The following is a 26,719-nucleotide window of genomic DNA, read 5'->3' as shown; positions in this document are numbered from 1 at the left end:
ATGCCTTCATTTTTTAAGTCGTAATTTACAATCTATTTAGCCAGAAATGCGTAGAAAATATAGAGTCGATGCAATCAAACTCTTATGACTTGAATAAAACATATCTACTTTGGCGATGTCATCATTAAAATTTATCAATAAATAAGAATTTACAACCAGTTAACAAAATGTGTGGTTACGGAATAACAAATATTTACTTATATGTTATGTTTAATGATGTAGTTAACCATAAATAATAAGAAAGGAGGAGTTATGTCGTTTAAATTGAAAACGGACTGTGCTTCAACACTCTTGATTGGAAGCAAAACAACGAGTGGAAACAGATCTATTGATAGTAAAACCTCTGACAGTAAAACCTACCACTATTACAGCTTACCATTGTTATCTGAACAATTGGGCGAGATATCCCGCTTGCCAAAATCCCTGAAAGTTTTGCTTGAAAATCTTCTGCGCAATATCGATGGTGAATCTGTGGTGGAAGATGATTTGAAGGCGCTGGTGGCATGGCAAAAAACCGGTCATGCAGACCGGGAAATTGCTTATCGTCCCGCCCGCGTACTTATGCAGGATTTTACCGGCGTACCGGCGGTCGTGGATCTTGCGGCGATGCGGGAAGCGGTGTTGAAACTCGGTGGCAATGTTGAACAGGTTAATCCGTTATCCCCGGTTGATTTGGTGATTGATCACTCGGTCATGGTGGATAAATTTGGCACTGAGCAGGCATTTTCAGAAAACGTTCAGATAGAAATGGCACGTAACTATGAACGTTATCTGTTCTTGCGTTGGGGGCAGCAGGCTTTTAATCGGTTCCGCGTTGTCCCTCCGGGAACGGGGATCTGCCATCAGGTTAACCTTGAATATCTGGGGAAAGCCGTCTGGTATGAAAATCAGGAGGGTAAAAATTTTGCCTATCCCGATACACTGGTCGGAACGGATTCTCACACCACCATGATTAATGGATTGGGCGTTTTGGGTTGGGGCGTTGGGGGCATTGAGGCCGAGGCAGCCATGCTGGGGCAACCCGTTTCCATGCTGATCCCCGATGTGGTTGGCTTTAAACTGACCGGAAAATTGCCAGAAGGGATCACGGCAACCGACCTTGTGCTGACGGTGACACAGATGCTGCGCCAGCACGGTGTTGTGGGCAAATTTGTTGAATTTTATGGAGATGGATTATCTGATTTGCCGCTGGCAGACAGGGCAACCATTGCCAATATGTCTCCTGAATATGGGGCAACTTGCGGTTTCTTCCCGGTTGATGACATTACACTAGATTATATGCGCTTAACCGGGCGCGATGAAGAAGAAATCGCTTTGGTTGAAGCCTATTGCAAAACTCAGGGCTTATGGCGTAATGCGGGTGATGAGCCTGTTTTTACGAGTACCCTTGCGTTGGATATGTCGACGGTTGAAGCCAGTTTGGCTGGGCCGAAACGTCCTCAAGACAGAGTTGCATTAGGCAATGTACCCCAGGCTTTTCAGTCTGCGATGGAATTGGATGTCCATCAGGCGCAAAAGCAGTCATCAGCGGTATCGGTGACCTTAGATAACCAAACTTTTTCATTGCAAGAAGGGGCTGTGGTGATTGCCGCCATTACTTCTTGTACCAATACCTCTAATCCCAGCGTATTGATGACGGCGGGTTTACTTGCCAAAAAAGCGATTGAGAAAGGCTTGCAGCGTCAACCGTGGGTTAAAACTTCACTGGCTCCTGGTTCGAAAGTTGTAACAAGTTATCTGGAACTGGCCGGTTTCATGCCCTATCTGGAACAACTGGGTTTTAATCTGGTGGGGTATGGCTGTACTACCTGTATTGGTAATTCCGGGCCATTACCTGATCCGATTGAAGCCGCAATCAAACAATCTGATCTCACCGTTGGGGCGGTACTTTCCGGTAACCGAAATTTTGAAGGGCGTATTCATCCGCTGGTGAAAACGAACTGGTTGGCATCACCGCCGCTGGTGGTGGCTTATGCGCTTTCCGGCAGTATGAAAAAGGATTTGACGCGGGAACCTGTCGGGAAAGATCAACAAGGCAATGATGTTTATTTGAAGGATATCTGGCCGAATAGTACCGAAGTTGCAGAAGCGATTGGCAAAGTCAGAACTGAAATGTTCCATAAAGAATATAATTCTATGTTTGATGGTGACGAAAGTTGGCAATCTCTGAGTGTCGAAAGTTCTGCGACTTATCCTTGGCAGCCGGATTCCACTTATATACGGCATCCCCCTTTTTTCAGCGATATGACGGCTGAACCTAAACCCGTTACCGATATTCATCAGGCTCACATTTTGGCGATCTTAGGCGATTCAGTTACGACGGATCACATTTCCCCGGCGGGAAATATCAAGGCTGACAGTCCTGCCGGGCGTTACTTACAAGAGCATGGCGTTGCACCAAAAGATTTTAACTCTTATGGCTCAAGGCGTGGTAATCATGAGGTGATGATGCGGGGAACGTTTGCCAATATTCGTATTCGCAATGAGATGGTATCAGGGGTTGAAGGAGGATATACCCGTCATATTCCTTCACAATCTCAACTCGCCATTTATGATGCTGCCATGCGTTATCAAGAGGAAAAAATACCCTTAGCTGTTATTGCGGGTAAAGAATATGGTTCAGGATCAAGCCGTGACTGGGCTGCAAAAGGGACAAGATTACTGGGGGTTAGAGTGGTGATTGCAGAATCTTTTGAACGTATTCACCGTTCTAACTTGATTGGTATGGGGATTTTGCCATTGGAGTTTCCCCAAGGTGTTAGTTGCAAGACATTGAACCTGATGGGAGAAGAGAGAGTTGATATTACAGGATTAGCGCATATTCAGCCGGGGCAGACCATTGCGGTGAAAATGACCTATGCCAATGGACAGGAGATTGTGATTAATACTCGTTGCCGCATTGATACGGGAACAGAACTGGCTTATTTCTATAACGATGGCATTTTGCATTATGTTATTCGTAATATGCTGAAATAACAAAAAACTGAAATAGGTATCAATCAGAAAAAATAAAAACTGCGCCCACACCAGCGCAGTTTTTTGCAGATTTGACAAAAAGTCATGAGAGAGCTTTTAGCTTGACTTGGGCAGCAGGTGACCCATTCGGCTGGCTTTGGTATCCAAATAGTGAGTATTTTGGGGATTGCGCCCCACAATCAGCGGGACACGCTCGACGATATTGATACCCGCTTCTACCATGATTTCAACTTTTTTAGGGTTGTTGGTAAGAAGGCGAACGGCATTAATATTCAATAACTTATACATGTCTGAACACAGGGTGAAATCCCTTTCATCAGCAGCGAAACCTAATTGGTGATTGGCCTCAACGGTATCAATACCTTGATCCTGCAAAGCATAGGCGCGGATTTTATTTAGCAAGCCAATATTGCGGCCTTCTTGGCGGTGATAAAGCAAAATACCACGGCCTTCCTGACTAATTTGCGCAAGTGCGGCTTCTAATTGAAAACCACAGTCGCATCTTAGGCTGAATAAAGCATCTCCAGTAAGGCATTCTGAGTGAATACGCGATAATACAGGTTTATCGCCAGAAATATCGCCGAAAACAAGCGCAACATGATCGCGGCCTGTTTTGATTTCTTCAAATCCAATCATTAAAAACTCGCCCCAAGGCGTAGGTAATTTAGCTTCAGCTACTCGTTTTAGCTGTATTTTTGTATTCATATATTGATTTGACTCGTTATAAATATTGCGTACTCAGAACAATACCGGTTGAGAAATCAGCTAAAACTACGCAAAAAAATTTCTCTGATGACAACGCATGCACGCCGACGCATTGTAACAGAAATTATTAATATGCATGAATATAAAGCGTCAGGTTCTTTAATGGGAAATATATTAACATGCTAAACTATAGGCAGATTTTTGCGGATGTACTTATCACAAAAAGAGAGAAATAGAGGAAAATCTGTGTTTGTGGCAATAAATTGCTTCCTCTACGTAGACGTGCGTAGACGAGAAATGCTAATTTAACACGCCACTATGTCTGTTATTTGGCATAACCAATCAGCAACGATAGATAACAGGAAAAAATGTGAAATATTTTCTGATTTTATTACTGGCCCTGGTTGTTTTTGTTATCTCAGTGACACTGGGAGCAAATAATAATCAGATTGTGACGTTTAATTATTTGATTGCCAAAGGTGATTATTCTGTATCCACATTGCTGGCGGCGCTGTTTGCTGTTGGTTTTATCCTCGGTTGGGGAGTTTGTGGGGCTTTTTACCTGCGCACTTGTGTTGCTTTGCGACAGGCGAAACGCAAAATCAAGCGCCTTGAAACTCAAGTGGGGAAGTCGTCTGAATTATCCACAAAGGCCGTATCTACCGTAGCATTAACCAAGGAATAATTCTCCATGTTAGAGCTGTTGTTTCTGTTGCTTCCCATTGCTGCGGCTTATGGCTGGTATATGGGGCGCAGAAGTGCTCAACAAGACAAACAGCAATCGGCTGATCGCCTCTCACGTGAATATGTTGATGGTGTTAACTTTTTGCTCTCTAATCAGCAGGATAAGGCAGTAGATTTATTTCTTGATATGCTGAAAGAGGACAGTTCTGCATTTGAGGCCCACCTGACACTGGGAAATCTATTCCGTTCCCGTGGTGAAGTTGAAAGAGCCATCCGTATTCACCAGTCCCTGATGGAAAGTGCTTCCCTGACATTTGAACAACGTTTGCTTGCGATCCAGCAGCTTGGGCAAGATTATATGGCTGCCGGCGTCTATGACCGCGCTGAAAATATGTTCGTTCAGTTGGTTGACGAAACGGATTTCCGTGAAAATGCTTTTAACTCCTTGCTAACTATCTATCAGTCAACCAGTGACTGGAATAAAGCCATTGAGATCGCTGAAAAACTCGTAAAACTGGGTAAACACCATTTTCGGGAAGAGATCGCCCATTTCTATTGTGAGTTGGCCCTGCAATGTATGGGGAGTGACGATTTTACGGATGCGATCGGCTATCTGAATAAAGCGTCTCAGGCAGACAAAAATTGTGCCCGTACTTCTATCATGCTTGGCCGTATTTATATGGCCCAAGGGGAATATCTTAAAGCCACCCATGCATTGAAACGGATCCTCGATCAAGATAAACAACTGATCAGTGAATCTTTGTCAATGTTGCAAGAGTGTTACCAATATCTCTCCCAACCGGATGAGTGGCAATCTTTTGTCCAGCGCTGTGTAGAAGAACAAAGTGGTGCGATTGCTGAACTTTATATGGCGGATATCCTTGAGAAAAAAGAAGGGCGTGATGTCGCCCAAGTTTACATTAACCGTCAGTTGGAACGCCATCCAACAATGAGGCTATTTTATCGTCTGATGGATTATCATCTGGCGGAGGCAGAAGAAGGGCGGGCGAAAGAAAGCCTGATCCTTTTGCGTAATATGGTCGGTGAGCAAATCCGCACGAAACCTGATTATCGATGCCACAAATGTGGCTTCACTTCCCGCTCATTATATTGGCATTGTCCTTCATGTCGTTCTTGGGATTCGATTAAACCGATCCGAGGATTGGATGGTCAGTGACACTGTCACTATTATGTTGCATGTTGCTATTTTAGTAAATCAAAGGGCCTAGAAATGACTTCCCACACAGTACAAACTTTAAATAAACAGATTAACTCGCCTGTTATTGTTGCACTGGATTATGACAATCAGGATGCCGCGCTGGCATTTGTCGATAAAATCGATCCACAATCCTGTCGTCTGAAAGTGGGCAAAGAAATGTTTACCCTGTATGGCCCGCAATTTGTTCAGGCACTGCATCAGCGTGGTTTTGATCTATTTTTGGATCTTAAGTTTCACGATATTCCCAATACAACGGCAAGAGCCGTTGCGGCTGCGGCTGAACTGGGCGTATGGATGGTTAATGTTCATGCGAGTGGTGGTGCGAGGATGATGACAGCCGCGAAAGAAGCCTTGGTGCCTTACGGTAATGATGCACCTCTGTTGATTGCTGTTACTGTGCTGACCAGTATGGAACAATCTGATCTGTTGGACGCAGGCATTAATGTCACTCCAGCGCAGCAGGCGGAACGCTTGGCACTATTGACTAAACAGTGTGGCTTGGATGGTGTCGTCTGTTCCGCCCATGAAGCGCAGCAATTGAAAACAGTATGTGGTCAGGCCTTCCAACTTGTTACGCCGGGTATTCGCCCTGAAGGTACAGAAGCGGGCGATCAGCGTCGGATTATGACACCACCTCAGGCGGTTCAGGCTGGGGTGGATTATATGGTGATCGGGCGTCCCATTACCCGTGCAGAAAATCCGGCATTGACCTTAGCGCAGATTAATCAATCGATTGGAGTCATTCATGGATAATAACTCTCGCTTGGTTTATTCAACGGAGGGTGGCCGCATTCAGGAAGAAAAAATAAAACCTTCTCGTCCGAAAGGTGATGGAATTGTGCGTATTCAGCGCCAAACCAGTGGTCGTAAAGGGAAAGGTGTTTGTGTGATCACGGGCATTGATGCCGATGACCAAACGTTGGCTAAGTTGGCCGCCGAATTGAAGAAAAAATGCGGTTGTGGCGGTTCTGCCAAAGAGGGCGAAATTGAGATCCAAGGTGATAAGCGTGATTTGCTGAAACAATTGCTGGAAGCAAAAGGAATGAAAGTCAAATTAGCTGGGGGCTAAATCCAGTTTGTGATAAGCAAGCTATGCAGTTTATTGGCTGTATAGCTTGTTAGTTAGACTAAAAATTCTGCGTCATAATACGTGCGGCGGTGGCTAATACATCTGGGCGGGCATGGGCTTGTTTATCATCTGGCTGAGTGAAGTAAGTCACCAAAACTAATGGTGCCCGTTTGGGCACTGGCCAAATGACCGCAATATCATTTGTTGTACCGTAATCGCAGCGGCCTGTTTTATCTCCAACAATCCAATCCTTAGGCACTCCTGCACGAATGCTGGTGCTACCGGTTGTATTTCCTTTTAACCACGCAACCAATTGTTCACGTTGCGTTGTCGCTAAGGCATTTCCCAACGCTAAATGAGATAAACTGTTTGCCATGGCTTGCGGGGTGGAGGTATCGCGTTCATCACCTGGCACGACGGTATTTAATTCAGGTTCTTGGCGATCAAGGCGAAAATCATGGTCACCGATAGTGCGGGCAAATGTTGTGACACCATCTGGGCCATTCAATTGATTAAGAAGCAAATTCATCGCGGTATTATCACTATATTGTAGTGTTGCCGCGCTCAATTCTGCCAATGTCATGCCCTCTTTGAGATGTTTTTCCGTAATCGGGCTGTATTCAACAAGATCTGATGGTTGATAGTGAATTCGCTGGTGCAATAAGTGAGCATCGGTTTCGCTTTGTTTCAGAATCGCGGATACCGCCATCAACTTACTGGTGCTGCATAGGGGAAAACGCTCATTTGCGCGGTAAGAGAGGGTGGAATGATCAGATGTGTCTATCAATACTGCCCCAAGCCGGCCGTTAGCATTCTTCTCCAACATGGCAAGCTGGTGCATGATCTCATTTGCCTTTTTTGACGGCGATATTTCATTCTGGTGAGCAATTTGATTTGTATGCACAGTTGCACTGGCTGGGAGAGTGAATAATACACTCAGTAAGGAAGCAAGGGCGGTTGCGAAACCAATCCGGTTCATATGGGAGTCCTTATAAAACTGCCGCCATAAATGGCGGCAGAGATATTTTATAGAAATGACTTGTGGAATTAGCCTATACAGGACGTGCCACAATATTGCGGGTTTCCATTCTGACATCTTCAATGCGGACGTTGATGATGTCATTCAAACGGTGAACCGTTTCGCCTTTAATTAAGACGGAACCGGTTTCCTGACTGCATTGAATTTCATCACGAACGGCATGCAGGAAGGGTCCGGGAACGAAAGCGATGGCACCGTTATCTACCAGCCGGACTCGCAGGCCACCACGGGTAATATCGATAATTTCTGCCGGGAATGTTTTATCTGTGCCGGCGTGAGGTTGCAAGAAACGGGCGTAAAGCCAGTCGCCAACATCACGTTCTGCCATGCGGTTAGCCCGGCGGCGGTCTGTCAATTGCAGGCAGAGATCTTCGGTGGGTTTATCTGCTTCAGCTTGCTGGATAATTGCCTTCAACAAACGGTGGTTGATGATATCGCTGTATTTACGGATAGGGGATGTCCAGGTCGCGTAAGCATCAAATCCCAGACCAAAGTGTGGGCCGGGTTCTGTTTTGATTTCAGCAAAAGTTTGGAAACGGCGGATACGGCTATCGAGGAACTGGGTCGGTTGTTTATCCAACTCACGACGCAATTCGCAGAACCCTTCCAGTTGCAGTAATGCTTGAGCCTCAGCTTCAATACCATGCTCTTTAAGGACATCAACGACTTGCTCAATCTGGGTCGGTTCAAAGCCAGTATGAACGTTATAAATACCAAAGCCCAATTTATCACGCAGAATTTTCGCGGCACATAAATTCGCGGTGATCATGGCTTCTTCAACAATACGGTTGGCTGAACGGCGTTGTTCTATAACGATATCAATAACATGGCCGCCTTCATCAAGGATAAACCGGTAATCCGGGCGCTCCTTGAAAACCAGCGCGTTTTGCAGACGCCAGTCATTGCGGCGTTCGCACATCTCTTTCAGCAGTGTGATTTGGGTGGTAACGGCGTCTGACTTTGGTTTCCAACCTTCCTGACCTTCTAACCAGTCTGAGACTTCGTCGTAAACCAGTTTAAATTTAGATTCAACCCATGCGGAGAAGAATTGAATATCATCGCCCAATTGACCATTTTTCAGAATAGAAACCTGGCAAACCAGAGCCGGACGGCGCATATTAGGACGCAAAGAGCATAGATCATCAGAGAGCTCACGCGGAAGCATGGGAATATTGAAGCCCGGCAGATAATTGGTGAAACTGCGTTGATAGGCAATTTTGTCCAGTTCACTACCTGCCTCGATATAAGCGGTGGGATCGGCAATGGCAATAGAAAGTTTCAGGCTGCCATCATCATTTTTGGTGATGTGCAGGGCATCATCCATATCCTCGGTGGTTGCACTGTCAATAGTGACAAAATCAAGCGCGGTCAGATCAACGCGTTCGGCGCTTTCGTCCAACAGGCAATCTGTCATTACAGGCGCTTCACGTTCTAGGCTGTGGCGAGTTAATGTTACCCACCACGGGGCGTAGTGGTCATCACCTTGCGTAATATAGCCAGTGATTTCAGCGTGAAAACCGCGATCGCCTTTCAGGGGATGCCGGCGCATTTCCGCCACGGCCCAATCGCCATGTTCAAACGTATGGTCAACGTGGTTTGCCGGACGACAAGGGATAAAGTCTTTTAATAATGGATGATCCGGAATAATCCATAGCCGATTGTCGTTTTCTTTCTTCTGAACTCTGCCGACAAAACGGGTCAGAAAAGGTTCAACCAGAGATTCAGGATCGGCAATTTCTTTTTCTTTGTCTATGTGGATAGCAGCGGTAATTCGATCACCGTGCATGACTTTTTTCATGTAGGGAGGTGGGATGAAATAACTTTTTTGACCGTCGACTTCTAAAAATCCAAAGCCTTTCTCAGTTCCTTTGACTAAACCTTCTACGCGCTGGGTTTGAGCGTGAAGTTGCTGTTTTAGCTGCGCAAGCAGCGGATTATTTTGAAACATAATATCTGGAGAATATGGAGTTATTATCGATAATTTTGGACAACAGTTTTACGCGAATCGGAAGTGTGGAGCAAGTAACATCTTATCAAAACAGGAAAAATTGTGGTGCAAGCCAAAAAAATGCGGTGTTCGACGAAGAAAACAGGCAATATGAATTAACAGTGAAGTTTAGTTACAACATACTTATAAGGTTAAAACCATAACCACAAACATCAACTCAAAAACACAAAAAGCTATCCAACGATTTAAGGGGTAAGAAAGGGGGAAATACAACAATAATGGTTTATTTAGCCTGTCTCCTGCCATTGATGATTAGACAGGGGACAGGCTGATGGAGATTTAAGATGGTAATATTTTATGGTTTTTTATTATTCGGTTTTATCCGTATATTCACAAAGATCTTCAATAATACAGGAGCCACAGCGCGGTTTACGGGCAATACAAGTGTAGCGACCATGCAGAATCAGCCAATGGTGGCAATCAACCTTGAATTCGGATGGTACGAATTTCAATAAGTTCTTCTCAACTTCATCCACGTTTTTCCCCGGTGCAAATTGAGTCCGATTGCTGACACGAAAAATATGCGTGTCAACGGCAATGGTTGGCCAGCCAAAAGCCGTATTTAAGACAACATTAGCCGTTTTCCGGCCGACTCCCGGCAGCGCTTCCAGCGCTGCGCGATCTTCCGGTACTTCTCCTTGATGTTTTTCCAGTAATATCCGGCAGGTTTTAATCACATTTTCGGCTTTGGTGTTATATAACCCAATGGTTTTTATATACGTCTTTAAACCCTCAACGCCCAAATCAAGGATCGCCTGCGGGGTATTGGCAACGGGATATAGTTTTGCCGTTGCCTTATTTACGCTGACATCCGTGGCCTGAGCAGACAGTAAAACAGAAATTAATAACTCAAATGGCGAGTTGAACACCAGCTCAGTTGTTGGGTGCGGATTGCTATCCCGTAAGCGGGTGAGGATCTCAACCCGTTTTTGTTGATTCATATCTGGTTACACCTTCAGCTTCTTGTAATATGACTTCCACAGCCTTTTTCTACGTTATACTCACGTTCTTCATTTTTTGCCTGATTTTTGATGCGCTCATCAATGAGATATTTTCCTGCCAGTAGCAAACCCAACCCAATAAAAGCACCTGGTGGGAGAATGGCGAGCAGGAAAGGGGAATCCATATGAATGATTTCAATGCGCAGGGATTTGGCCCAACTGCCCAGCAATAAATCTGCACCATCAAAAAGAGTCCCGTTTCCTAAAATTTCCCGCATGGCGCCTAAAACAAATAAAGCAAAAGTCGCACCTAATCCCATTGAAAGACCATCAATTGTCGAATGATAAATCGAGTTCTTTGAGGCGTAGGCTTCGGCACGGCCAATGACAATACAGTTAGTCACAATCAAGGGAATAAAAATCCCCAATGATTGATAAAGACCAAAAGCAAAGGCATTGATTAACATCTGGACGGCACTGACGACAGACGCGATGATTATCACATAAATGGGAATACGAATTTCATGGGGCACCCAACGCCGTAAGGCTGATACTGCAATGTTGGTACACACTAAAACTAGTGTGGTAGCCAATCCTAATCCCAAGGCATTGGTTGCCGTCGAGGAAACAGCCAACAAAGGGCAAAGCCCTAAAAGCTGTACTAACGCGGAGTTGTTTTTCCAGAGTCCCTGAATAAATAGGTTCTTTGTTTCATTCATGATTATTTCTCTTCACAAGTGGGTAGCGAGGAAAGTTGTTCCGGTACGGTTTCCAGATAAAGCGTTGTCCGTTTAACGGCATTGACGACAGCACGGGGAGTAATGGTTGCACCGGTAAATTGGTCAAATTCCCCGCCGTCTTTTTTGACCGCCCAGTTATGATCATCCTTTGACATTACTTGCTTGCCAGAGAAAGCATAGATCCAATCGGAAATTCGGGCCTCAATTTTATCCCCCAAACCCGGTGTTTCATGATGTTCAGTGACTCGGACACCTAGCACGTTACCAGAAAAGTTCGCGCCCACCAGTAATTGAATTGCACCTGAATAACCATCAGGCGCTGTGCTTTCCAATGCGGCGGCAATGGGAACGCCTTGTTTACGGGCGAGATAAAGACGGTGGGGCTGCTCATTGCCTAACGCATTGTTGGTCACCAGATAACATTCATTTTGCATATCATTATCGTATAAAGCAGGCGGAACAACTTGATCCAGTAATATCTTATGCTGCAAAGCAGCTTGTTCGGCGATCCGGTCCTTTGTCAACGAATAAACCAGTGCCGTTAACCCGGTGGTACAGGCCGCGAAAATAGCAAGGGTAATACCGTGGCGACGCATAGTTTCTAACATAGTATTCTTTCTTTCCTATTTATGGCCGTAAGCACGAGGCTGGGTGTAATGGTCAATAAGGGGTACACAGATATTTGCCAGTAATACTGCAAATGCCACCGCATCGGGATAACCCCCATACACACGAATTATCCAAATAAGCCCACCAATCATGGCGCCGTAAACCAGACGACCTTTTGGTGTTGTTGATGCGCTAACTGGGTCAGTGGCAATAAAAAATGCGCCTAACATGGTTGCACCGGAAAAGAGTTGCAATAAAGGCGGTGAATAGCGAGTGGGATCAAGCAGCCAGCTAATCACGGCACAAATACCTAACGACAAAATAAAGGCTGTGGGAATTTGCCAGTGAATGACTTTTCGATTGAGCATCATCAGGCCACCGGCTAAATAAGCCATATTCACCCACTGCCAGCCAATACCTGCCAAAACACCTTGTAATATAGGTTGTTGCAATACTTCATCAATATGGTGAGTCAGTCTGCCCGTTTTAAAACTGTCCAGCGGTGTGGCTTGACTCATTCCATCAATGCTTTGTTGCAGTTGCAATAAAGTGGAACCCTCTGGCGTATGCCCTGTGAAAATGACCATCAAGCTATCCCACGGCGTTAAGGTTGATGCCTGTAAAGACTCCGGGGGCATCCAACTGGTCATTTGGACAGGAAATGAGATCAGCAGAACAACATAGCCGACCATGGCAGGATTAAATGGGTTTTGCCCAAGCCCGCCATACAGGTGCTTCGCAATAATGATGGCAAAGAATGTCCCAAGTACGATTAGCCACCACGGTGCTAATGGCGGCAGGCTAATACCTAACAGTAACCCTGTAACGAGAGCTGAATTATCTTTCAGGTAGGGAAGTATGAGTTGCTTTTTTAGCGCAATAGCCGCAGATTCTGCCAGCAATGCCGTCATGACCGCCAGCAAGATCTGGAATAATGTTCCATAGCCAAAGAAGTAGGTCTGTACTGCAATACCGGGTACGGCAGCTAAAACCACCCAAATCATGATCCGGCTGGTGCTTTTTTGACTGTGGGTAAAAGGCGAACTTGCGACTTTTAATGAACTGTTGTCAGTGTTTACTGGCCTAAATTTCATCGATAAATTTCACTATTCTGTTGTAACTTTTTGTTCTTCTTGAGCTTGAGCCGCTTTTTTGGCTTTAGCACGGGCAATAGCCGCAGCGACAGCCGCTTTACGCGGATCGGTCTCTTCCGGCTCGGCGGAAACAGCCGCTGGCGGCGTTGGCTCAGGTTGGCTTTGTGCGGCTTTTTTGGCTTTGGCACGGGCAATAGCCGCAGCGACGGCCGCTTTGCGCGGATCGGTTTCTTCCGGCACTTCGGAAACAGCCGCTGGTGGCGTTGGCTCAGGCTGGCTTTGGGCGGCTTTTTTCGCTTTGGCTCTGGCTATCGCAGCGGCGAGGGCGGCTTTACGTGGATCGCTGTCTTCCGCCGGCGGTGTTGATGTCTCTATATCTGGGCTTGTGGTAATGGGTTTCTCTGCCTGACGGGCACGTAACTGTTCTTTTCTGGCCTTACGTGCCGCAATTGCCGCTGCGTTGTCAGGTGATTGACCTGCTTGCACCATGATAGATTCACCCGCATTTCCCTGTTTTTCTTTCACACGGGCAAGAGCCGCTTGTACCGCACTCTTATCGCTGCTATCCACTTGAACCGCCGCTTTTTTATGGCGTTCTTCGCGCGCCAATTTTTCCCGTTCCAGACGGGCTTGCTTGGCTTCAAAACGTAGCTTCGCTTCAGCAGAGCGGCGTGCTTCTGCGTCTATAGCTCGTATTTCGGCTTTTTCTTGTCGATAGTATTGAACTAAAGGAATATTACTTGGGCACACATAAGCACAGGCACCACATTCAATACAGTCAAATAAATGGTGATCTTTCGCTTTTTCATGCTCTTGCCCACGGCTGAACCAATACAGTTGTTGGGGCAATAACCCAGCAGGGCAGGCTTCAACGCATAAACCGCAACGGATACACGCCTCTTCAATCGCTTTAGGTTCCATCTCTTGTACCGAAGGCGCAAGGATACAGTTACTGATTTTGACGATGGGAACATTCAGGTCAGGCAGAGTGAAACCCATTAACGGCCCCCCCATAATGACCATTTGTTCCGAGCAGGGGTTAAATCCCGCTTGTTGTAACAGGAATTGAACTGGCGTGCCAAGACGGGCCCAGAAATTACCGGGTGAAGTGACCGATTCACCGGTCAGCGTGACAACTCGCTCAATTAATGGCTCACCATCAATAATGGCTCGCTTTATTGCCACGACGGTGCCCACGTTTTGCATGAGAACGCCGATGCCGGAAGAGCGTCCACCAGAAGGGACTTCTTGTCCGGTCAGGATCTTGGTCAGTTGCTTGGCACCACCAGAAGGATATTTTGTTGGAATGACCCGCACAATAATGGATTTATCACCATCAAGTGCGGTGTTTAGGGCATGAATGGCGTCAGGTTTGTTATCTTCAATCCCAATCAGCACCTGCTTTGGGTTGAGCAAGTGTATCAAGATACGGATACCCGCAATAATTTCTGGCGCATGTTCCTGCATTAAACGGTCATCAGCGGTGATATAGGGTTCACACTCAGCCGCATTAATGATGAGCGTCTTGAGATTATGCCGCCCACCTTTGAGTTTTGTTTCGGTCGGGAAGCCGGCCCCACCTAAGCCGGCAATACCCGCTTGCTGAATGCGTTGCAATATTTCATTAGCATCCAGTGTGGTGTAATCAGCGGCTTGGATGCGTTCTCCCCATTGGTCTTTACCATCAGGGCGCAAGCGGACACACAATTCTTTCAGCCCAGAAGGATGAGCGGTAACACAAGGCTCAATGGCGATAATGGTTCCCGATGTGGACGCATGAACAGGGACTGTCCTGCCCATGCCAACCGTTAACGGCTGGCCTTTTAAGACCTTATCACCCGCTTTAACCAACAATTCACCCTCTGGCCCCAAATGTTGCTGTAGAGGAATGATCAATTCATCCGGCAATGGAGCATAGCGTAATGGGGTACAGCTAGATTGCAGTTTCATTTCTGGCGGATGGATACCACCATCAAAATCCCAGATTTTATTCTTATTCAGCAAGTTGAACAGATTAAACATTGGCTTTCACCTCAACATGCTTCGCTGGAGAGAACAACGCCGGTTCTGGGGTGGCAGGAATGTTTTTTACCGGAATGGTGTTTAAATCCCATTTCCAATTTGAGGTCGTTGTAGCAACGGGGATCATCGTAATGCAATCGGTTGGGCAAGGCGCGACGCATAGGTCACAACCTGTGCAGAGATCTTCGACAACGGTGTGCATGGCACGGTTTGCGCCAATAATGGCATCGACAGGGCAAGCCTGAATGCATTTTGTGCAGCCGATACAGTTTTCTTCATCAATGAAAGCCACTTTTCTGGCTGGGTTTTGCACGCTTTCGTCACCATCCAGCGGTTGTGGATCAACACTTAATAACTCAGAGATTTTGAGCATAACCTGCTCGCCACCGGGAGCGCATTTATTGATCATCTCACCATTGTTGGCAACGGCTTCCGCGTAAGGGCGACAACCAGGGTAGCTGCACTGTCCACATTGACTCTGGGGCAATAAATTATCGATTTTTTCGACAATCGGATCTTCTTCCACTTTAAAACGGCGGGCAGCAAAACCCAGAATTAAGCCAAAGGCTAATCCGAGTACACTTAATACACCGATCGCTATCCATAATGACATCATTAGAATTTCACCAAACCACTAAAGCCCATAAATGCGAGGGACATTAACCCCGCAGTGATAAGCCCTATCGATGAACCACGAAAAGGAGCCGGAATATTGGCAACGGCCAGACGTTCTCGAATCGCGGCAAACAACACCATGACAAGAGAAAAACCTGCGGCAGCGCTGAAACCATATACAGCCGATTGTAAAAAACCGTGGGATTGGTTGGCATTGAGCAGCGCAACGCCAAGTACAGCGCAGTTGGTGGTAATCAGTGGCAGGAAAATCCCCAACAGGCGATAAAGTGCCGGACTGGTCTTGCGGATGACTAATTCAGTAAACTGAACGACGACCGCCGTGACGAGAATAAAGCTCAGGGTGCGCAAATAAACCAAATCAAGCGGGATAAGAATAAACGAGTTTATCAGCCATGAGCTGATAGAAGCCAGGGTGAGAACAAATGTTGTTGCCAACCCCATGCCGATGGCCGTTTCGAGTTTTTTGGAAACTCCCATAAACGGGCATAAGCCCAAAAACTTTACCAAAACAAAGTTATTGACCAAAACTGTGCCAATAAATAACAGAAGGTATTCAGTCATTGCTATACCTGAAAATAATAGATTGGAAAATGGAACACTGCTTACATAGTTTGAATAGACATTCCCCCACTTGAATGTGGGGCAAGTGGGGGGAATGATAACAATCAATTGTGGGGTATGTTATCGATCTTGTGTGAAAGTCATTTTCACCCGATGGGAACGTTTAATATAAGGAACGAAAGCTGCGGCAGCCAGTAATGGCCATAATAGGGAGCGTATTGCCATTTCATCAGAAATGGGAGAAAAGGCAAAGGTCTTTACCGCGATCAGAACGGAAATCATCAGCCAAATAATAAAAATACGCGGGAATCGTTTCGAACGAATAAAAAGTAGTTTTAATACCCAGACAGTAAAACACCACATTATTGCCGTGGTTAATACCGAAGTATACCACAGCGTGGTAAAGCCACCGCTGATTTGGTGAATAGTTTCATTTTTATGGATAAAGGTCATCATATATAACAGCAGCATTAAACTGGCGGCGATTAATGTCATGATGAGATAGGCGGCAGGCGCTAATAACCAGCCGTTAATACGATAATAATCATTGGATTGATACATAAGAATTTTTCATTCCATCATGCGTGTTTTTTGATATAGGAAATGATTATAGGAAAAAGAGCGTAGAACTGGAATTCGGATTAGTTGCTAACCTGTGATAAGTAGTGGTACTTTTTGATGCTTTGTTACCTGCTTACAGTATTTGCGTGATATTACGATCATTTTTTAGGGGCAGTTATGAGTGATTTCTTAAAAGTTGGTTTGGTGGGTTATGGTTATGCAAGTAAGACATTCCATGCACCATTGATTGCGGGGACGCCCAATGTTGAATTGGTGGCTATTTCCAGCAGTGATGCAGATAAAGTAAAAAAAGATTGGTCAACAGTATCCGTTGTTTCCTCGCCGGAAGCGCTTTTCAATGATCCCAACATTGACCTAATTGTGATCCCAACGCCAAATGATACACACTATCCATTGGCGCAAAAGGCGTTGGCTGCGGGTAAACATGTTGTCGTCGATAAGCCTTTTACTATTACCGTAGAACAGGCTCAATCGCTGAAAAAACAAGCCGAAGAGGCGAAATTATTGCTGTCTGTATTCCATAATCGCCGTTGGGATTCTGGCTTTCTGACCGTGAAGTCAATCATTAAAGAAAATAAACTGGGCGCACTAAAATATTATGAAGCCCACTTTGATCGTTATCGTCCCGTTGTTCGCCAGCGTTGGCGCGAAGCTGCCGGAGCCGGCAGCGGCATTTGGTATGATTTAGCCCCACACTTACTGGATCAGGCGGTTCAACTGTTTGGCAAACCCCAAGCCATCACAACAGATTTAGGCATGATACGCCCAAATGCAGAAACTGCGGATTATTTTCATACACAGCTCACTTATCCCAATTTGAAAGTAGTATTACATGCAACCATGCTCGCAGCAGTGGAATCACCCATTTATACTTTGCATGGTATGGCCGGGAGTTATACCAAATATGGTTTAGATCCTCAGGAAGAACGCCTGAAAGCAGGGGAAAGGCCGCCACGGGCCGACTGGGGATATGATGCACGGGATGGTTATGTGACGTTGTCACAAGGTGATGACTTAGCGACCAAAGTTATTCCAACGGTGCCGGGCAATTATGGCGCTTACTATGCGGCTATTCGTGATGCAATTTTGTTTGGAAAATCGAATCCAGTCACTGCCGGTGAAGCTATTCTGATTATGAAACTGATTGAGGCAGGTGAGAAATCGGCAAAAGAACAACGCACGATTTTAATTGATTGATTAAACGGTGGCAGGTAAGGCAAGGGGAGCTATATTGATGAACGTGTTGCAAAAATTAAGAATTGATCCTTTTTTAGTGATACTGATTACGGTCGTTATCATTGCATCGTTCTTTCCTTGTGAAGGTGAAGCTAAAAAGTGGTTTCAGTACTTAACTACCGCGGCGATTGCGCTGCTATTTTTTATGCATGGCGCAAAGTTATCCCGTGATGCCATTTTGGCGGGAATAGGGCATTGGCGGCTGCATTTGGTGATTTTCACCAGCACTTTTATTTTGTTCCCTATATTGGGAATGGGATTGAGTTTCATTGTGCCGGAATGGATGTCACCAACGATTTATATGGGTTTTTTGTATCTTTGTGCTTTACCTGCCACAGTGCAATCATCTATCGCTTTTACTTCTGTTGCCGGGGGAAATGTTGCTGCGGCGATATGCAGTGCTTCAGCTTCAAGTTTATTAGGTGTATTCCTGTCTCCGTTATTAGTGGGTTTCTTGATCCAAACCCATGAAGGAGGTGCTCACACCGATACGTGGAAAGCGATAAAAGATATTATCTTACAGTTGATGGTGCCTTTTATTGTCGGCCATTTATCACGTCCCCTGATTGCGGATTGGGTGGAAAAACATAAGAAATGGGTCAACATGACGGATCGTTCTTCTATCTTGCTGGTGGTTTATGTTGCATTTAGTGAAGCGGTGGTGGAAGGCATCTGGCATAAAATCGATGCCTATTCATTACTTATGATTGGGATCGTCTGCTGTGTTTTATTGGCAGTGGTATTAATCATTAATATTTATAGCTCGCGTTTGCTGGGGTTTAGCAAAGATGATGAAATCACCATTGTGTTTTGTGGTTCGAAGAAGAGCCTGGCGAATGGTGTGCCGATGGCTAATGTGTTATTTCCCGCGTCAATGGTCGGTGTGATGTTGCTACCGTTGATGATTTTCCACCAGATCCAATTGATGGTTTGTGCTGTCCTTGCCCAACGTTATGCCCAACGCTTAAAAACCAAATAAGAACAAAAAAGGCAGAGTGGTTTTCTGCCTTTGGAATACGGTTTCTGAAATCCCATCTTTGAAATATCGTCCTTGGAGTCACTATTCTTGCAATTATCCTTGAAATAAAGCGCGTTTCTTAACGATTGGCAACTTTATCTTTGAGTGCCTGTTTTTCCGCTTCGCTAAGGAAAGCCGTTGCCAACCCGTTAATCTGCGCCTGCCGGATCAGTGCCGGCGACAGCCCCGCAGCCGGTGCAGCAACCTGATACTCATGACGAATTTCAATGCCTTCTACTGCGGGGTCATCGGTATTGATCGATGCCAAAATACCGTGCTCAAGGAATTGTTTCAGCGGGTGGGCTTGCAAGGTACTGACTGTACTGGTTTGCAGGTTTGAAGTCAGGCAGGATTCAATACCGATACCGTGTTCAGCTAAATAATCCATTAAGGCAGGATCGGTGATGGCTTTTACGCCGTGCCCAATGCGGGTGGCACCCAATTCACGAATCGCATGCCAAATGCTTTCTGCACCCGCGGCTTCACCGGCGTGTACGCTAATATTCCAGCCTGCATCACGCGCTTGGTTAAAATGTTGTTCAAAGAGGTGACCTGGGAACCCTAACTCATCACCCGCCAGATCTAATGCGGTAATGTGTTGCTTGTGCGCCAACAGTCCGGCGAGTTCTTGGCTACAGGCTTTTTCACCAAATGTCCTGCTCAGGATACCAATCAAACGGATCTGAATATCATGTTGCTGGCTTGCTGAATGAATACCATCGATGATGGCTTCTACGACACCTTCAATGGGGAGCTGGTGTTTCATCGCCATGTAGTAAGGAGAGAAACGCAGTTCAGCGTAATCAAGACCTGCATTGACCGCATCTTCAACGTTTTCAATGGCAACTCTGCGGCAAGCCTCTAAATCGGCAAGTACCGTCACTCCCCAGTCTAATTTTTGCAGGAAGCTGACGAGGTTAGGTTCATTTTCAATGATTTGGACATGGGGACGTAATGCTTCCAGTTCATAAGCTGGGAGTGGGATATTATGTTGACGGGCAAGATCCAAAATAGTTTCGGGACGGATATTACCATCAAGGTGACGGTGTAGATCGGTCAGTGGAAGCTGTATGTCAATCATTTTCTTATCCTTCTTATCAAATTTTATATATACAAAAAAGCCAGTCAACTTGTTGACTGGCAAGAAAGCGAAAGCATTGTCGATTTAATTATCGACTTAATCTTAGTGATTAACGATGCACTTATTTAACTTCACTTTTAACGGCAGGGAGTTCAGCATCAGACTCATCATCATGCTGATTTTGTTCACCATCTTGACCATCATAGGTTCCGGCAAGGCCATTATCAAGCAGGAATTGGTGTAAGCTGGATTCTTTGTCATTTAATTTAACTTTGTCATCGGCGTAATGGAAATCAAGGCCAATGATACCGTTTTTATCCGTCAGGATTTTGTGTTTAACCCCTTCTTGAGCCACCATTTGCACCTGTAATTTTGCCTTGGCTTCTGCGGCATCTTTGTCCTTACCGTCCAGTATTTCTGACTGTACGATAGATTCTATCAGCATGTCCTTAGAGATGTTAACGTTCAAAGATAACTTTTGAACCAGAGTACGAACCATCTCTTCCGGTTTCATCAGGTTCAACGACCCCTTATCTTCCGGAATATTTTGTAAGGAAAGATTGAAATCGACTGAACTTTTACCTTTGCTGTTTTTCCAGCTAAAAGGGGAAACGCTGAATTGTGGGTTTTTATTCAGGAGGAGATGTACGTTATCGAGGATAGCGTAGGACGCTTCCTCTGTCGTCAAGGTTGCTTCTGTTGCATCATTATAGGCTTGAGTAAATTTACGTACAGATTGACCATCTAATTTCTCCATGTTCAAGGCTAACTGGCCGGAACCAAACTCGATATCCTTGATTTTTACACCATTAACGCCATAAGCGATTTTGATATGCAGATTATCTTTATCTTCGCCTAAACTGGAGGTCACTTTTATGCCTTTAAGGGAGATATTGGGTTCATTGGGAATACCATTCATACTGAATTCGCCAACTTTGTAGCTTTGATCCCCGATATAGATATCGAATTTGCCTTTTTTATTATCCGCTTTGAAATCAATATCCTTAAGGGAGATTGTCTCTTGTTTGGTCGGATCACTGAAAGACAGTTCGTCACTTTTGACTGCGAATGAAAATGCGCTTAAATCACGATCCGTCTCGGCACTGATTTTGGCACCTGAGAATGACAGAACACGCTGCTCACCATTTTTTTTGGTTTCTGTATGATTGATGGGAATCAAGTCAATGTTGCCAGCGATCGCGCCGCTATAACCGACTTTGGCATCTAAGCTAAACAGTGATTTTCCATTGCTGAAGTCAAACAGCGCTTTCAGGGCATCATTTTGTTCAAGTTCTGAATGGATAGCAGCCATTTTGGGGATCAGGTTAAATGTCTTCAGGTTGGCAATAGGGAATGGTCCATGATCAATCGTTGATTTGAAAATGATTTCTTCATTAGGCGAGATGTCGGCACGTTTTACCCCATTTTTGATGGTCAGGATGAAACGGACATCGGAGCTGAAAACACCGCGTTTAAAATCTTTTGCCTGCCATTCTATGCCACTTTCAGGAAATGATTTTGCCAGTTCGGTGTTGGCCTTTTTCATAAAACCATCCAGACGACTTTCAATTGCCTTACCGGTATACCATGATGCCCCTGTCCATACCGCACCCAGAGCAACAATAACGCTTACTGCAACTAACGATTTTTTCATGTGGAAATTCCATCCTTTTAACGCGTGTTAGGCGTTTTGTATTTATGTCAAAATTCACTAAAAATGTGATTAACAACCAATGGATATAATTATAACTCTATGAATTTAAATTAATTAGATACCTTGGCTATTTTCCCGTTACCATAAACATTTACGGCTTTTTCTATAGCAGATAAGAAGATTGATTCACCTGAGCGTAATCTCAATTGCTGCTTATCCGTGCTGATAACGGCTTGCCCTTCAACACAAAACAGAACTGATGCTGAATCATTCTCCAATGAAATGGGTTGTTCTGAAACAGCATAAACAGAAAAACTAAAATCATTGACGGGAACAGGGTAATTCAGCCCATCTTTTTCCTGTTTTGGCACAGTTAGCAAAGTATCGGCAGCTTTTGGCATAAAATCCAGATTAGCCATTAATTCAGGGATATCAATATGCTTACTGGTAAGACCCGCACGCAACACATTGTCAGAATTGGCCATGACTTCCAGAGCAACGCCATCAAGGTAAGCATGGGGCGTGCGGGCATATAAAAACATCGCTTGGCCGGGTTCGAGTTCAACCACATTGAGCAGGAGCGGTGTAAACAGTCCATTGTCATCGGGATAGAATGAGGTCATTTTTTTGATGGTATCCCAAGGCTCGCCCTGATGACTGTTTAATGCTGACTTTAAAACCGCAAGCGCCCGATGTTTCTGTTCGCCTTGCATATTCAATAACTGTGAAAAGAGAAACGACAAATTTTGTTCAGTCGGATGCTGGAGGAATGTTTGAATATCGGGATGCGCGGCAGAAACATAATCCAATAATTGCGCGATTTCAGATAAAGGTCTAAAAGCATTCATGGCCTTGAAGGGCGTTAGTGCATAGACCAATTCAGGCTTATGGTTATCGTCTTTATAGTTACGTTGGGCTGAATCTAACGGCACCCCTTGAACATTTTCTTTGGCAAAACCCAGTTCAGCCGATGTCTTATCGGGATGCACTTGAATAGACAGGGGTTGTGCGGCACACAAAACTTTAAACAAGAAAGGCAAACGTTGGAATTGTTGGGCGACTTTTTTGCCAAGGTATTTTTCTGGCTCTTGGTCGATCAACGTATTTAAGGCCGTCGTTTCGCCTGTTTGAGGATCGGTGACCAGTGAACTGCATTTCGGATGTGCCCCCATCCACAGTTCTGCCATTGGCTGATTGTCAGGATTCTCGATACCATAAATATCCGTCAGGGCGGTTTTACTTCCCCAGTCATAATGTTGGATGTTGTTGGTCATTTTCAGCATGGCAGAATTTCCTATAATAAAAAGTCACTTATTTATATGACAACAATACAATAAACACGATTAGGTCGCATTATCGATAATAAATTTATGGCATTATAAACAGATGCCGACTAATTTTATCTGCAAAGTTTATTCCGGCGTATTCAATTATTCTGTGTGCTAAGGAGATAGTAATGGCAGCCACTCGCATTGAAAAAGACTCAATGGGACCTATCGAAGTACCTGCTGACCAATTATGGGGGGCGCAAACTCAGCGCTCACTGGAGCATTTCCGCATTTCTCAGGAAAAAATGCCTGTTGCATTGATTCATGCCCTTGCATTGACTAAACAAGCCGCGGCTAGTGTCAATATGGATCTGGGCCTTCTGCCTAAAGAACGCGGTGAAGCAATTATTGCTGCGGCGAAAGAGGTGTTGGAAGACAAACACCCAACAGAATTCCCTCTTGCTATCTGGCAGACCGGTTCGGGAACTCAAAGCAACATGAACATGAATGAAGTGTTGGCGAACCGTGGTAGTGAGATCCTGGGCGGCAAAAGGGGCAACGAACGTCTGATTCATCCTAACGATGATGTTAACAAGAGCCAAAGCTCTAACGACGTTTTCCCAACGGCTATGCATGTTGCAGCAGTTACCGCATTACGTGACCATCTGTTACCAGAGTTAAAAGTGCTACAGAAAACGTTGGCCGATAAAGCGGACGCATTTAAAGACATCGTAAAAATTGGCCGTACTCATTTGCAAGATGCAACGCCGTTGACCTTAGGTCAGGAAGTTTCCGGTTGGGCCGCTATGTTGACGCATAACCTGAAACACATTGAAGACAGCATTCCTCATGTGTGTGAACTGGCGCTGGGGGGAACCGCAGTCGGTACTGGCCTGAATACGCATCCTGAATATGCTGTTCGTGTTGCGCAGAAAATTGCTGAATTATCCGGCCATCCTTTTGTCACTTCACCAAATAAATTTGAATCTCTGGCAACCTGTGATGCATTGGTTCACTCACACGGCGCATTGAAAGGCTTGGCTTCATCATTGATGAAGATTGCTAACGATGTTCGTTGGCTGGCGTCTGGTCCTCGTTGCGGTATTGGTGAAATCTCCATCCCTGAAAATGAGCCAGGCAGCTCGATTATGCCGGGTAAAGTAAACCCAACTCAGTGTGAAGCGATGACCATGCTATGTGCTCAGGTGATGGGTAACGATGTGGCGATCAATATTGGTGGTTCATCCGGTAACTTTGAATTAAACGTATTCCGTCCAATGGTTATTCATAACTTCCTGCAATCCGTTCGTTTGCTGGCGGATGGTATGCGCAGTTTCAATGAGCATTGTGCGATTGGTATTGAACCTAATCGTGATCGCATCACTCAACTGCTGAACGAATCACTGATGCTGGTAACGGCATTAAATACCCATATTGGCTACGATAAGGCTGCTGAAATTGCTAAAAAAGCGCATAAAGAGGGGCTGACGCTGAAACAGTCAGCACTTCAGTTAGGCTACTTGACTGAAGCTGAATTTGATGCGTGGGTTCGTCCAGAAGATATGGTTGGCAGCATGAAGTAATTTGCTTGTTATAAGCAAAAATGTAAAAACCGGAGAACAGTTACTCCGGTTTTTTTATATCTTAAATTTCTTTGTAGAGATGCAGACGGGGAATGACCAACTCAAGTGGCTTCGCTTTGGGCTTGTGCTTGTGTTTAATGGCGTTGACATTGTAGTTGGACAAGGTACCGATTTTGGGTTTGATTTCACGGTCTTCTGTGTAGAAAGCAATCACAGGCAGCGGGCAGGCATATTGAACTTGTTTTTGTATTTCTGAGTACCATACACGGGTAATCGGTTGTACTTTGACGGGGCGTTTGATTTTCAATACCACATCATCGGATAACTTTTTTATATCAGTTATTTCTAATGCGATTAATGCTGCCCATTGATCACTGGAGTAGGGAGGAACCGCTCTTCCTGCGCTACAGCTTTTTTCCAGCCTTTCCAAAATCTGTTGTTTGGTGACTTTATTAATGATGTTCTTATTGGCCCAACCGAAATTAATGGAGTCAGGGTTCAATAGGGGAGTGATAGTCCGGTAGGCATTCAGGGTAATAAGGCCTCGTAAATGTTCATGAACAAATTCAAATCGTTGCTCTTTACTGACACCAGATTCTTTGGTAACGATATTCTCCAGCTCTATTTTTAATTGGTTTACTTCCTTAATGATTTCTATCGCCTCTTTATGTTGCTGGTGGTTGACCGCAAAGCATAAAGCTCCAGGAAGCCGGCTTGCCGCTTTGCTGCTGATATTAGGGTTATTGTGGTGTATGAATAGCTTTTGATAGAAGCGTAAGCCTGCATTGAGTGCTTCATTTCCTGATAGCGGGTTGACCATAATTTCGGTTACTTGTTCATGTTCTTCACCTTTTTTGATTTCAGGTAATTCAAATACCCGTGCATCAATAAGTTGATAATCCATCAACAACTCAATCAATCCAGATAGTTTTTCTTCTTGTTTTTTAAAGCAAGTTGTCAGTGATTCTATGGAAAGATACTTATTCATGATTTTCTCAGTCATTATTGAGTGTACATAACTTGAATTAGTTACAACATACTATTTTCACTATAAACCCAACTCACAAAAAACACCACAACAATCCTCAAAAAGCCTAATAACAAACAAAAATAGAAAACAACTATTGCGGAGCAATTTAACGGTATGATAAAAAAATAATTACTCATTGATTAAGGGTTGACGTTCTAATTTTAATTAACTCAATTAAACATAAGAGATGTTTCAGACTGATCTTTTACTCTCTATTAATATACTAAGGTTGTTAAACATGAAAAGATTAGTTAAGCCAGTGAATTCCTTTAAAAAGGTGATAGAGACATTATTGCCGTACGCCGAATTGATCACAACCGGTTTATCAACACAAGGAAAATTAATTAATATAGAAAGTGAGTTTGCTAAGTTTTTTTTATTAGATCAAGGATATGTCAATATCCGTAGAATAAATGACGATTTAATCATTGCGACGTTTTTTTCACCTCATGTCATTGGGTTATCTTTCTACTCTGGAGGAGAAACCTATTATTCCATTGAGCTAGGGGAAAATTGTAAAATCTTTCAAATTCCGCGCGTTAGTGCATTGAATGCCATAAAGAAGCATGACCTCTATAGAGAGTGGATGAGGATCATTTCCTATAAAATATCCTTCTTATACGCCAGGGATGTTAGCCTTTTTCGTCATAGCAATAGGGATGTGGTATGTAGTTTGTTATCTCGCCTGATGACCTTGCCAAAAGAATTCAGGGAAAATATTACGGCAATTAAATACATAGAACAAAGATGCACACTTTCGCGCAGTGGTATACAACGAGTATTACTTTCTCTAAGAAAGGAAGGGTGTATTGAAATTATTGATGGGTATCTAACTAAAATTCTGACATTGCCGATTGAATCCTATTATTAATACAACATGTTGAAAGATTAGGTAAATAGTGAATAGTTCTAATTTTTTTAAAATTTTGCTTAAACATTGCCGACATTTATTAAATAATTGTGT

At 44.5% G+C, this 26,719-nt stretch carries 24 protein-coding genes; 9 read left to right on the top strand and 15 right to left on the bottom strand.

Annotated features, from left to right (window positions below):
* Positions 1 to 252 precede the first annotated feature (252 nt).
* Positions 253 to 2,976 carry an aconitate hydratase AcnA gene (gene acnA, locus XDD1_RS10165; protein WP_071827262.1) on the top strand — a complete coding sequence of 908 codons (2,724 nt, stop codon included), beginning with the start codon at positions 253 to 255 and terminating at the stop codon, positions 2,974 to 2,976.
* A 96-nt stretch (positions 2,977 to 3,072) separates the two neighbouring features.
* On the opposite strand, the gene ribA is transcribed toward acnA, so the two are convergent.
* Positions 3,073 to 3,669: a GTP cyclohydrolase II gene (ribA, locus tag XDD1_RS10160; protein WP_045973477.1), complete on the bottom strand. Its 597-nt coding sequence runs from the start codon at positions 3,667 to 3,669 to the stop codon at positions 3,073 to 3,075.
* 382 nt (positions 3,670 to 4,051) lie between these two features.
* On the opposite strand from ribA, the gene XDD1_RS10155 reads away from it, so the two are divergent.
* From XDD1_RS10155 to yciH, 4 genes are read left to right on the top strand one after another with little or no spacing between them, the layout of a single operon-like run.
* A complete protein-coding gene (locus XDD1_RS10155; protein ID WP_045970880.1) occupies positions 4,052 to 4,366 on the top strand; it encodes a LapA family protein in 315 nt (104 codons plus the stop codon).
* 6 nt (positions 4,367 to 4,372) lie between these two features.
* Positions 4,373 to 5,542, top strand: a complete 1,170-nt coding sequence (gene lapB, locus XDD1_RS10150; RefSeq protein WP_045970878.1) for a lipopolysaccharide assembly protein LapB — start codon at positions 4,373 to 4,375, stop codon at positions 5,540 to 5,542.
* 54 nt (positions 5,543 to 5,596) lie between these two features.
* Entirely contained in the window at positions 5,597 to 6,337 is a 741-nt protein-coding gene (gene pyrF, locus XDD1_RS10145; RefSeq protein ID WP_045970872.1) for an orotidine-5'-phosphate decarboxylase, read from the top strand.
* The gene (gene yciH, locus XDD1_RS10140; RefSeq protein ID WP_045970870.1) at positions 6,330 to 6,653 is read left to right on the top strand and encodes a stress response translation initiation inhibitor YciH; all 324 of its coding nucleotides are present in this window, start codon (positions 6,330 to 6,332) and stop codon (positions 6,651 to 6,653) included. Before pyrF ends, yciH begins: the two co-directional genes overlap by 8 nt.
* 58 nt (positions 6,654 to 6,711) lie before the next feature.
* Here yciH and bla read toward each other — a convergent pair whose 3' ends face one another.
* The 10 genes from bla to XDD1_RS10085 form a co-directional block, all read right to left on the bottom strand.
* Positions 6,712 to 7,632, bottom strand: a complete 921-nt coding sequence (bla, locus tag XDD1_RS10135; RefSeq protein WP_052705681.1) for a class A beta-lactamase — start codon at positions 7,630 to 7,632, stop codon at positions 6,712 to 6,714.
* 73 nt (positions 7,633 to 7,705) lie between these two features.
* On the bottom strand, positions 7,706 to 9,640 hold the full coding sequence (locus tag XDD1_RS10130) for an exoribonuclease II (RefSeq protein ID WP_045970869.1): 1,935 nt from the start codon (positions 9,638 to 9,640) through the stop codon (positions 7,706 to 7,708).
* A 368-nt stretch (positions 9,641 to 10,008) separates the two neighbouring features.
* A complete protein-coding gene (nth, locus tag XDD1_RS10120) occupies positions 10,009 to 10,641 on the bottom strand; it encodes an endonuclease III (protein WP_045970864.1) in 633 nt (210 codons plus the stop codon).
* A gap of 14 nt (positions 10,642 to 10,655) precedes the next feature.
* On the bottom strand, positions 10,656 to 11,360 hold the full coding sequence (locus XDD1_RS10115) for an electron transport complex subunit E (RefSeq protein WP_045970862.1): 705 nt from the start codon (positions 11,358 to 11,360) through the stop codon (positions 10,656 to 10,658).
* A 2-nt stretch (positions 11,361 to 11,362) separates the two neighbouring features.
* Positions 11,363 to 11,989 (bottom strand): electron transport complex subunit RsxG, encoded by a 627-nt coding sequence (rsxG, locus tag XDD1_RS10110; RefSeq protein WP_045970860.1) that lies wholly within the window; start codon positions 11,987 to 11,989, stop codon positions 11,363 to 11,365.
* A gap of 15 nt (positions 11,990 to 12,004) precedes the next feature.
* Entirely contained in the window at positions 12,005 to 13,084 is a 1,080-nt protein-coding gene (gene rsxD / locus XDD1_RS10105; protein WP_045970858.1) for an electron transport complex subunit RsxD, read from the bottom strand.
* A gap of 12 nt (positions 13,085 to 13,096) precedes the next feature.
* Positions 13,097 to 15,106 carry an electron transport complex subunit RsxC gene (rsxC, locus tag XDD1_RS10100; protein ID WP_045970856.1) on the bottom strand — a complete coding sequence of 670 codons (2,010 nt, stop codon included), beginning with the start codon at positions 15,104 to 15,106 and terminating at the stop codon, positions 13,097 to 13,099.
* Positions 15,099 to 15,722, bottom strand: a complete 624-nt coding sequence (rsxB, locus tag XDD1_RS10095; RefSeq protein ID WP_045970854.1) for an electron transport complex subunit RsxB — start codon at positions 15,720 to 15,722, stop codon at positions 15,099 to 15,101. Before rsxB ends, rsxC begins: the two co-directional genes overlap by 8 nt.
* Positions 15,722 to 16,303 (bottom strand): electron transport complex subunit RsxA, encoded by a 582-nt coding sequence (gene rsxA, locus XDD1_RS10090; RefSeq protein ID WP_045970852.1) that lies wholly within the window; start codon positions 16,301 to 16,303, stop codon positions 15,722 to 15,724. The genes rsxB and rsxA overlap by 1 nt, the downstream gene beginning before the upstream one ends.
* Before the next feature lie 120 nt (positions 16,304 to 16,423).
* Positions 16,424 to 16,864, bottom strand: coding sequence for a DUF2569 domain-containing protein (locus tag XDD1_RS10085; RefSeq protein WP_045970850.1), 441 nt, complete (start codon positions 16,862 to 16,864; stop codon positions 16,424 to 16,426).
* Positions 16,865 to 17,041: 177 nt separating this feature from the next.
* Here XDD1_RS10085 and XDD1_RS10080 point away from each other — a divergent pair, with 177 nt between their 5' ends.
* Positions 17,042 to 18,082, top strand: a complete 1,041-nt coding sequence (locus XDD1_RS10080) for an oxidoreductase (protein ID WP_045970848.1) — start codon at positions 17,042 to 17,044, stop codon at positions 18,080 to 18,082.
* 37 nt (positions 18,083 to 18,119) lie between these two features.
* On the top strand, positions 18,120 to 19,100 hold the full coding sequence (locus XDD1_RS10075; protein WP_045970846.1) for a bile acid:sodium symporter family protein: 981 nt from the start codon (positions 18,120 to 18,122) through the stop codon (positions 19,098 to 19,100).
* A gap of 118 nt (positions 19,101 to 19,218) precedes the next feature.
* Here the strand turns inward: XDD1_RS10075 and add are convergent, their stop codons facing one another.
* From add to manA, 3 genes are all read right to left on the bottom strand, one after another.
* Positions 19,219 to 20,220, bottom strand: coding sequence for an adenosine deaminase (gene add, locus XDD1_RS10070; protein WP_045970844.1), 1,002 nt, complete (start codon positions 20,218 to 20,220; stop codon positions 19,219 to 19,221).
* Positions 20,221 to 20,341: 121 nt separating this feature from the next.
* Positions 20,342 to 21,874 (bottom strand): YdgA family protein, encoded by a 1,533-nt coding sequence (locus tag XDD1_RS10065; RefSeq protein WP_045970842.1) that lies wholly within the window; start codon positions 21,872 to 21,874, stop codon positions 20,342 to 20,344.
* 110 nt (positions 21,875 to 21,984) lie between these two features.
* The gene (gene manA / locus XDD1_RS10060) at positions 21,985 to 23,157 is read right to left on the bottom strand and encodes a mannose-6-phosphate isomerase (RefSeq protein ID WP_045970840.1); all 1,173 of its coding nucleotides are present in this window, start codon (positions 23,155 to 23,157) and stop codon (positions 21,985 to 21,987) included.
* Between the two features lie 173 nt (positions 23,158 to 23,330).
* On the opposite strand from manA, the gene fumC reads away from it, so the two are divergent.
* Positions 23,331 to 24,725: a class II fumarate hydratase gene (gene fumC / locus XDD1_RS10055; RefSeq protein ID WP_045970838.1), complete on the top strand. Its 1,395-nt coding sequence runs from the start codon at positions 23,331 to 23,333 to the stop codon at positions 24,723 to 24,725.
* A 61-nt stretch (positions 24,726 to 24,786) separates the two neighbouring features.
* On the opposite strand, the gene tus is transcribed toward fumC, so the two are convergent.
* Complete coding sequence (gene tus, locus XDD1_RS10050) at positions 24,787 to 25,713, bottom strand: DNA replication terminus site-binding protein (protein WP_045970835.1); 927 nt, start codon at positions 25,711 to 25,713, stop codon at positions 24,787 to 24,789.
* Positions 25,714 to 25,993: 280 nt separating this feature from the next.
* Here tus and XDD1_RS10045 point away from each other — a divergent pair, with 280 nt between their 5' ends.
* On the top strand, positions 25,994 to 26,626 hold the full coding sequence (locus tag XDD1_RS10045) for a helix-turn-helix domain-containing protein (protein WP_045970833.1): 633 nt from the start codon (positions 25,994 to 25,996) through the stop codon (positions 26,624 to 26,626).
* Positions 26,627 to 26,719 lie beyond the last annotated feature (93 nt).

The organism is Xenorhabdus doucetiae (assembly GCF_000968195.1).
Taxonomy (GTDB): Bacteria; Pseudomonadota; Gammaproteobacteria; order Enterobacterales; family Enterobacteriaceae; genus Xenorhabdus; species Xenorhabdus doucetiae.
This window is presented reverse-complemented; position numbering and strand designations above follow the sequence as displayed.